Here is a 6,895-nt window from a genome sequence, read left to right on the forward strand (position 1 = left end):
ACAGTCGATCAGCGATCATTGGCGCCCGCTGCCCCAGATCAGCCGGGCAACCGCAGCCGCACCCAGCGGCCTGGCGGCGACCCGCACACCACTGAACCGACGGAGACACCTCTCACCATGATGCGCACCCTGCTTTCCTTCACCGCCCTCGCCTTWGCGCTGGGCACCACGGCCTACGCCCAGGCACCTGCGCCCGCTGCGGCATACCCCGCCAAGCCCATCCGCCTGATCGTGCCCTTCCCGCCCGGCGGCGGCACCGACATCCTGTCGCGCCTGGTGGCCACCAAGCTCACTGAAAGCGCCAAGTGGACCGTGGTGGCCGACAACCGCGCCGGCGCAGGCGGCACCATCGGCATTGGCGAGGCCGTCAAGGCCGCGCCCACGGGCTATGACCTGGTCATGGGCCAGAAAGACAACCTGGTGATCGGCCCCTGGCTGTACAAAAACCTGCCCTGGGACCCCACCAAGGACCTGACCGCCGTGGCCCATGTGGCCTACACGCCCGTGGTCATTGCCACCAGCGCGAACTCCAAGTTCAAAACGCTGGCCGACGTGGTGGCTGCTGCCAAGGCAGCGCCCGGCACCATCACCTACGGGTCGCCCGGCAACGGCACCTCGATCCATCTGGCAGGCGACCTGTTCGAAAAGGCTGCGGGCATCAAGCTCAGCCACATCCCTTACAAGGGCTCCAACCCTGCGCTGATGGATGCGCTGTCGGGCAACGTGGACCTGCTTATGTCCTCGGTGCCATCGGCCATGGCCCAGATCAAGTCGGGCAAGCTGCGCCCGCTGGCTGTGACATCGGCCAAGCGCAGCTCGTCCATGCCCGAAGTACCCACCGTGTCCGAGTCGGGCTTCAAGGACTTTGATGTGAGCACCTGGTACGGCGTGTTTGCGCCCGCAGGTACACCGGCCACCGTGGTGAACGTGGTCAATGCAGAAATCAACAAGCTGCTGGCCACCCCTGAAATGAAGGCCGCCATCCACGCCCAGGGTGCCGAGCCGGAGGCCATGTCGTCCGCTCAGTTCAACACCCTGCTAAAGACCGACTACGCCAAGTGGAAGGGCATTGTGGAAGCCTCGGGCGCGAAGATTGAGTGACCCTCTGAGGCGCTTGCCGCAATAAAAAACGGCTCCGAAAGGAGCCGTTTTGCATGGGGCAAAACAATCAGTCCCGCACCACCAGCACGGGGATGTGCACCACACCCAGCACACGCTGCGTGACGCTGCCCAGCACCAGCTTTTCCAGGCCACGGCGGCCATGCGAGCCCATCACGATAAGGTCGGCGCCTGTGCTCTCCAGCGCGCGCAGGATGCCGTCGTGCACCGCATGGCCCTCCCCCACCACGGTGGTGACCTGCACACCCGCATCGGCCATGGCCTTCTTGGTGGCGTCCAGCGCGGCATTGGCCTCGGCTGTGGCGGCGCTGATGTATTGCGCCTGGCCGTAAGCAAAGTCGGCGCCCACGCCGGTGAAGGGATAGGGGTCGATCACATACACCGCCGTGACGGCGCTGCCAAAGGTCTTGGCCAGGCCTGCGGCCTTGGACACGGCCAGCATCGAGGTCTTGGAACCGTCGACAGGAACCAGAATGTGTTTGAACATGGTGCTACTCCTTGAATGAGGGGTGAGACCAGGCTTGTGGCCTGACCATGGGCGACAGTGTGAACCGCCACCATACCCCGCATCTTGATTCGCATCAAATCGGATGCACTTCTGCCGCAGTGTTCAGACCCCGGACGGCGCCAGTCCCACCACGTCCGCGCCCTGGAAGTTTCCACGGCGGCAGGTCACCACCAGGGTGTCGCGGTAGCCTCCGTCCTTGAGCGGCTGGATGGGCGTGGACTCGTGGATCATGCGCGCGTCGTCCAGCAGCAGCAGAGACCAGGGCTGCGTCAGCGTAAAGCGCTGCCCCGCAGGGCCGTTGGCCTCAAACACCCGCGTCTCGCCACCCTTGACGCCCTCGCGCCCCACCAGAAACACCGCCACCAGATCCACGCCGTCGCGGTGGGCACCTTCGGGTGTGGGGCGGCCAATGCCGTCGGTGGTGTCGATGCGGAACTGGTGTGCCTCTACAAACCAGGGCACCGGTGCCTGCGGCCCGGCAAACACGGCGTCCGACACGCCCGCCAGCGCGACGAGCAACTGCTGCCACACGGGCTGCGCCACGGTGGCAGGCTCCATGGGGGCAAACCAGCGCTCCATGCCGCCGTGCAGCGCGTTGTACTCCACGGGCTGCCAGTGGGCGCGGTGCGGCACCTGCTCCATCCGGCCCTCCTGCAGCACAAAGCAGGTGTGGCGACGGCGGCGGTAGCGGCCACCGTCCTTCAGGAATTCATCGGGCGGCAAGGCTGCCCAGTCGCTGTTGAGGGCCAGCAGCGCCGACAGGTCAGCGCCAACCCACTCGGCAACGGCCTCAGGGCTGAGCACGGCAAAGCCGCTGCTTTGCAGCTGGCTGGCGACGTCAGCCGGTGTAGTGAAAGGGGGAGAAAAGGAGACTTGGGCCATAGAGGCCCGAGCTTAACCGCAGCCGCCACCACAGGTTCTGCGATGGCGCAAACAGGGTGGGTGCAGTGTGGGGGCCGCATCCGAATCCACGCAACCGGCCAGCCCCCGTGGTCGCAAGCCGCTCAGTCCCGGTTGCCATGGCCCTTGCCACGGCCTTCACCCTTGCCATGCCCGCGGTCATGGTCACGGTCGTGTTTGCCGCCGCGTCCACGGTCGTCATCCCAACGATGGTCATCGCGCCCGCGCGGACCCTGGTACGGGTTGCCACGGCGTGGGGGCGGCTCCTGCACAAAGTACACCGGCTGGCTGCAGGCGTTGTAGCGAGCGCAGTGTTTGCCCCAGTTCTTGGCATGGCCGGGCGGCACATACAGGTAAATGGGCGCACGCGGCACCACCACAGCAGGGCGCTGGATGATGACAGGCTCTGCGTAAATCAGCGGTGGCGGCGGTGCATTGCCAATGTTGATGCGGCCATACACGCCGGGTGCCAGTTCGCCCCCCACGGTGGCATTGACGTAGGCCTGCGCATGCGCGCCGCCCGCCAGGCCCAGGAGCGCGGCCGCAGCCGCACCCGAAACAAGAAGACGGATCGTGGGAAACATGGTGTTTTTCATGGAAAGCTCCTGCTGACTGCCACACCGTGCACGCAAACAGCGTGTGCACAGGGAGGGCGACCCTGTGTGAGTCACAAGGCTTCCTGTACCTTACACCTTTCAGACGCTACAAAATGTCAGCCAATGGCGACAGTTGTTGGCGCGAGTGAGGTACCGCAAGGCCTTGGCTGTCGGCGCCCAAGCCCGATATACGTCCACCGGCATCACGACGCCGTTGCACTGGCAGCCGCCTGCAGCAGTGCCTCCGCCGGCCCGGGGCGCCCGAACAGGTAGCCCTGCCAGGTGTGGCAGCCCAGCCCGGCCAGCATGTCGCGTTGCTCCTGGGTTTCGACCCCCTCGGCAATCACCCCCAGKTCCAGGCTCTGGGCAAGGGTCACGATGGTGCGGGCAATGCTGGCGTCATTGGCGTCGGTGAGCAGGTCGCGCACAAAGCTTTGGTCGATCTTGAGCTGGTCCAGTGGCAAGCGCTTGAGGTAGCTCAGGCTCGAATAACCCGTGCCAAAGTCGTCCAGCGAGAAGCCCAGGCCCGACGCACGCAGGGTGTCCATGYGCTGGATGGTGTCCTCCACATCGTCCAGCAGCAGGGTCTCGGTCAACTCCAGCTTCAGCCGGTGCGGGTTGGCGCCGGTTTCTTCCAGCACGCCCAGCACTTCGTCCACAAAGTGGCTGTGGCGGAACTGCCGTGCGCTCACGTTCACGGCCAAGGTCCAGTGGGCAGTCTGCGGGTCGCAGGCCCACTCCACCAATTGCAGGCAGGCCGTGCGCAGAATCCACACGCCCAGCGGCACGATGAGGCCCGAGGCTTCGGCCACTGGAATGAACTCGGCGGGCGACACCAGCCCGCGCTGCGGATGCTGCCAGCGCACCAACGCCTCGGCGCCCACAATGCCTCGCTGCTGGTGAATCTGGGCCTGATAGTGCAGCAAGAATTGCCCCTCGCGCAGCCCGTCGCGCAAGCCCGCCTCCAGCAGCGTTCGCGCGGTCACATTGGCCTGGGTGCGCGGGTCAAAGAACCGCAAGGTGTTGCGGCCTGCGCCCTTGGCTTGGTACATGGCCATGTCGCCGTGCTTGAGCAATTCGTCCACCGAGCCGCGTGCATCGGCATACAGCGCAATGCCTATGCTGCAAGAACTGTGGTGTGAATGGCCGTCGAGCTGGTAGCTCTGGCTGAGAGCCTGCAGCACCGTGCGCCCCACTGTTTCGGCCTGGGCGGCCGCTTCGTGYGCCTGCGGGCTGAGCCCCTCCAGCAGCACCACAAATTCGTCTCCACCCAAGCGTGCGACGGTGTCGCCCATGCGCACGCAGCCCCCCAGGCGTGCGGCGACCTGGCGCAGCAGCTGGTCGCCCAGCTCGTGGCCCTGGGTGTCGTTCAGGTCCTTGAAGTTGTCCAGATCCACAAACAGCAACGCACCGCCCGCGCCTGAGCGTGCGCTGGCGGCCAGGCTGTGTTGCAGGCGGTCATTCATCAACCGACGGTTGGGCAGGCCCGTGAGCGGGTCGTAGAAGGCCAGCAGGCGAATTTCTTCTTCGGCAGCCTTGCGGCTGGAGATGTCCGTCTGCGTGCCCACGTAATGGGTGATGTCGCCGCGCGGCGAACGCACGGTGGTGATGGTGATCCAGGCCGGATATTCGGTGCCGTCCTTGCGCCGGTTCCATACCTCGCCCTGCCACATGCCGCTGGAGTGCAAGGTGTTCTTCATGGCCGCATAAAAAGACGTGTCCTGGCGGCCCGAGTGCAGCAGGCGCGGCGTCTGGCCCACCAGCTCGTCCACCGTGTAGCCGGTCAGCCGCGCGTAGGCCTGGTTGGCTTTGAGAATCCTCTGGTCGGGCCCCGTCACGATCATGCCCTCGAACGACTCAAATACCGTGGCCGCAATCTGCAGCGATTCTTCGGCCTTGCTGCGCTCGGTGATGTCGGTCGAGATGCCACACAGCGCATAAATGCTGCCATCCGCGTGGCGCAGCGGAATCTTGATCGACAAAAACGCGCGTGTCTCGCCCGTGGCGGCGGGCGTGTTCACCTCCTCCGCTTCCAGCGTCTCGCCGTCCTCCAGCACCCGGCGGTCATTGGCTCGCAGCCTTTGCGCCGTGGCTGCGTCGAAAAACGCCGCATCGTCATGGCCCAATACCTCGTGCGCCGGCCTGCCAAAGTAATGCAGCGTGTGGTGGTTRGCGTACTGGTAACGGTAGTCCTTGCCCTTGATGTAAATGAACGCGCCAACACTGTCCAAAATGGTGGCGAGCTTTTGCTCGCTGTCCCGCAAGTGGCGCGTACGCTCTTGGACCTGGCGACGCAAGATCGCAACCATCAACGCGGCCAGCAAGCTGAACGCCACCAAGCCCGCAAGCCCCCGCCACACCCAGGGGGAAATCTGCACGCCAGGGTCTTGCCCGCCCCAGTGGCGCATCACCTGGGCATAGGCCGGGTCGGCGCCATTGCGCCAGTTCTCGACGGATCGGTCAATGGCCGCCAACACATCTGCATTGCGACCGGGGCCGGTCGCAAAGAACAGCGTAGCGGGCTGGAACACAATGCCCGTGTCCACCACGCCATAGCGGGCCGAATGGAAATTGCCGAACAGATGGTTGGAGATGACCGCATCGGCCTCGCCCCGCTGCACCATGGCAAACGCATCTATCAGGCTGGGCGCATCCACCAAAGTCACCTGGATGCCAAAGCTGTCCACCATGTTCAGGAATGTGGACCGCTGCACGGAGCCCTTGAGCACCGCGACCCGCTTGCCCTGCAGGTCAAACAACGAGTAGATGGGCGCGCCTGATGTCCGGTAGATCTGCGACCAGCTGTGCAGCACTGGCAGGCGGTGAAAGTCGTACAGGATCTCGCGCTCGGGCGAGCGAGCCACATCGGGCATCAGGTCGAGCCGGCCCTCGCGCAGCGCATCCAGGCAGTCCTGCCAGCTGCAGGGCACATATTTGATGCTCCACTGCTCGCGCGCAGCCACCAATTGCAGCAGATCCACAAAAATGCCTGCGGCCTTGCCGTCGGCGTCCACAAACACCTTGGGTTCGTTCGAGTACACGCCCACACGCAGCTCGCGGGGCGCCGCAGCAATGCTGGCGCTGGCCGTCAATACGGCCGCCCACACAATGCCTTTAAGCCACGCGGCACAGCGCCGCACCAGCCAGTTCACGCCAGGTTTCACACCGGACCCCCCAGGTGATGGAGAAACCATGTTAACGAATGCTTGCAAAAACCTCCAAAAATTAACTGCCGCGTGCCGGTTGGGGTAGCATGTGCCCAACCCCCCGCCCCGCCCAGGAGACAGCGATGCCCCATGAACGCCGCCACTTCGTCCGCGTTGGTTTTGATGCACCGGCCCTGCTGACCACGGCCACCGATGCGTTCAGCGTGCATGTGCTGGATTTATCGCTCAAGGGCGCGTTGATCATGGTGCCCGCGCAGGCCACGCTGGGGCAAGGCACGTTGTGCCAACTGACCATCCCCCTGGCCGACACGGGCAACCACATCGCCATGTCCACCGAGGTGGCCCACGTGCAAGGCCTGCACACCGGGCTGCTGTGCAAGGGCATTGACCTGGACAGCGTCACCCACCTGCGCCGTCTGATCGAGCTGCAACTGGGCGACCCCGCCCTGCTGGAGCGGGACCTGGGCGAACTGACCATGGCGGGCGCGGCGCACTGACGGCCGCCGCAGGGCTCGTCACCGCCGCCGTAGCGGCATCTCTTTTCTTCTCGGCGCGTTTGTCAAACCGGCGGGTGCCGCCCATCACTGCGCTTCCTGCTCCTGCAG

6 protein-coding genes are annotated in these 6,895 nt (G+C 65.1%); 2 read left to right on the top strand and 4 right to left on the bottom strand.

What is annotated here, in order from left to right:
• The first annotated feature begins 117 nt into the window (after nucleotides 1-117).
• Nucleotides 118-1,101 (top strand): tripartite tricarboxylate transporter substrate binding protein, encoded by a 984-nt coding sequence (locus tag AC04MI_RS11805; RefSeq protein WP_476497855.1) that lies wholly within the window; start codon nucleotides 118-120, stop codon nucleotides 1,099-1,101.
• A 67-nt stretch (nucleotides 1,102-1,168) separates the two neighbouring features.
• Here AC04MI_RS11805 and AC04MI_RS11810 read toward each other — a convergent pair whose 3' ends face one another.
• From AC04MI_RS11810 to AC04MI_RS11825, 4 genes are all read right to left on the bottom strand, one after another.
• Complete coding sequence (locus AC04MI_RS11810) at nucleotides 1,169-1,606, bottom strand: universal stress protein (RefSeq protein WP_099730067.1); 438 nt, start codon at nucleotides 1,604-1,606, stop codon at nucleotides 1,169-1,171.
• Between the two features lie 123 nt (nucleotides 1,607-1,729).
• Nucleotides 1,730-2,509, bottom strand: coding sequence for a 2OG-Fe dioxygenase family protein (locus AC04MI_RS11815; protein WP_436078650.1), 780 nt, complete (start codon nucleotides 2,507-2,509; stop codon nucleotides 1,730-1,732).
• Between the two features lie 122 nt (nucleotides 2,510-2,631).
• Nucleotides 2,632-3,123 (bottom strand): hypothetical protein, encoded by a 492-nt coding sequence (locus AC04MI_RS11820; RefSeq protein WP_056067657.1) that lies wholly within the window; start codon nucleotides 3,121-3,123, stop codon nucleotides 2,632-2,634.
• 203 nt (nucleotides 3,124-3,326) lie between these two features.
• A complete protein-coding gene (locus AC04MI_RS11825) occupies nucleotides 3,327-6,317 on the bottom strand; it encodes an EAL domain-containing protein (RefSeq protein WP_476497856.1) in 2,991 nt (996 codons plus the stop codon).
• 95 nt (nucleotides 6,318-6,412) lie between these two features.
• On the opposite strand from AC04MI_RS11825, the gene AC04MI_RS11830 reads away from it, so the two are divergent.
• Nucleotides 6,413-6,787, top strand: coding sequence for a PilZ domain-containing protein (locus AC04MI_RS11830; protein WP_056067655.1), 375 nt, complete (start codon nucleotides 6,413-6,415; stop codon nucleotides 6,785-6,787).
• Nucleotides 6,788-6,895 lie beyond the last annotated feature (108 nt).

This window comes from Acidovorax sp. LjRoot204 (genome assembly GCF_056175785.1).

Excerpts from the sequence above, each read along its gene's own strand:
- AC04MI_RS11830 (WP_056067655.1), top strand. The coding sequence starts at position 6,413 with ATGCCCCATGAACGCCGCCACTTCGTCCGCGTTGGTTTTGATGCACCG.
- AC04MI_RS11820 (WP_056067657.1), bottom strand. The coding sequence starts at position 3,123 with ATGAAAAACACCATGTTTCCCACGATCCGTCTTCTTGTTTCGGGTGCG.
- AC04MI_RS11810 (WP_099730067.1), bottom strand. The coding sequence starts at position 1,606 with ATGTTCAAACACATTCTGGTTCCTGTCGACGGTTCCAAGACCTCGATG.
- AC04MI_RS11815 (WP_436078650.1), bottom strand. The coding sequence starts at position 2,509 with ATGGCCCAAGTCTCCTTTTCTCCCCCTTTCACTACACCGGCTGACGTC.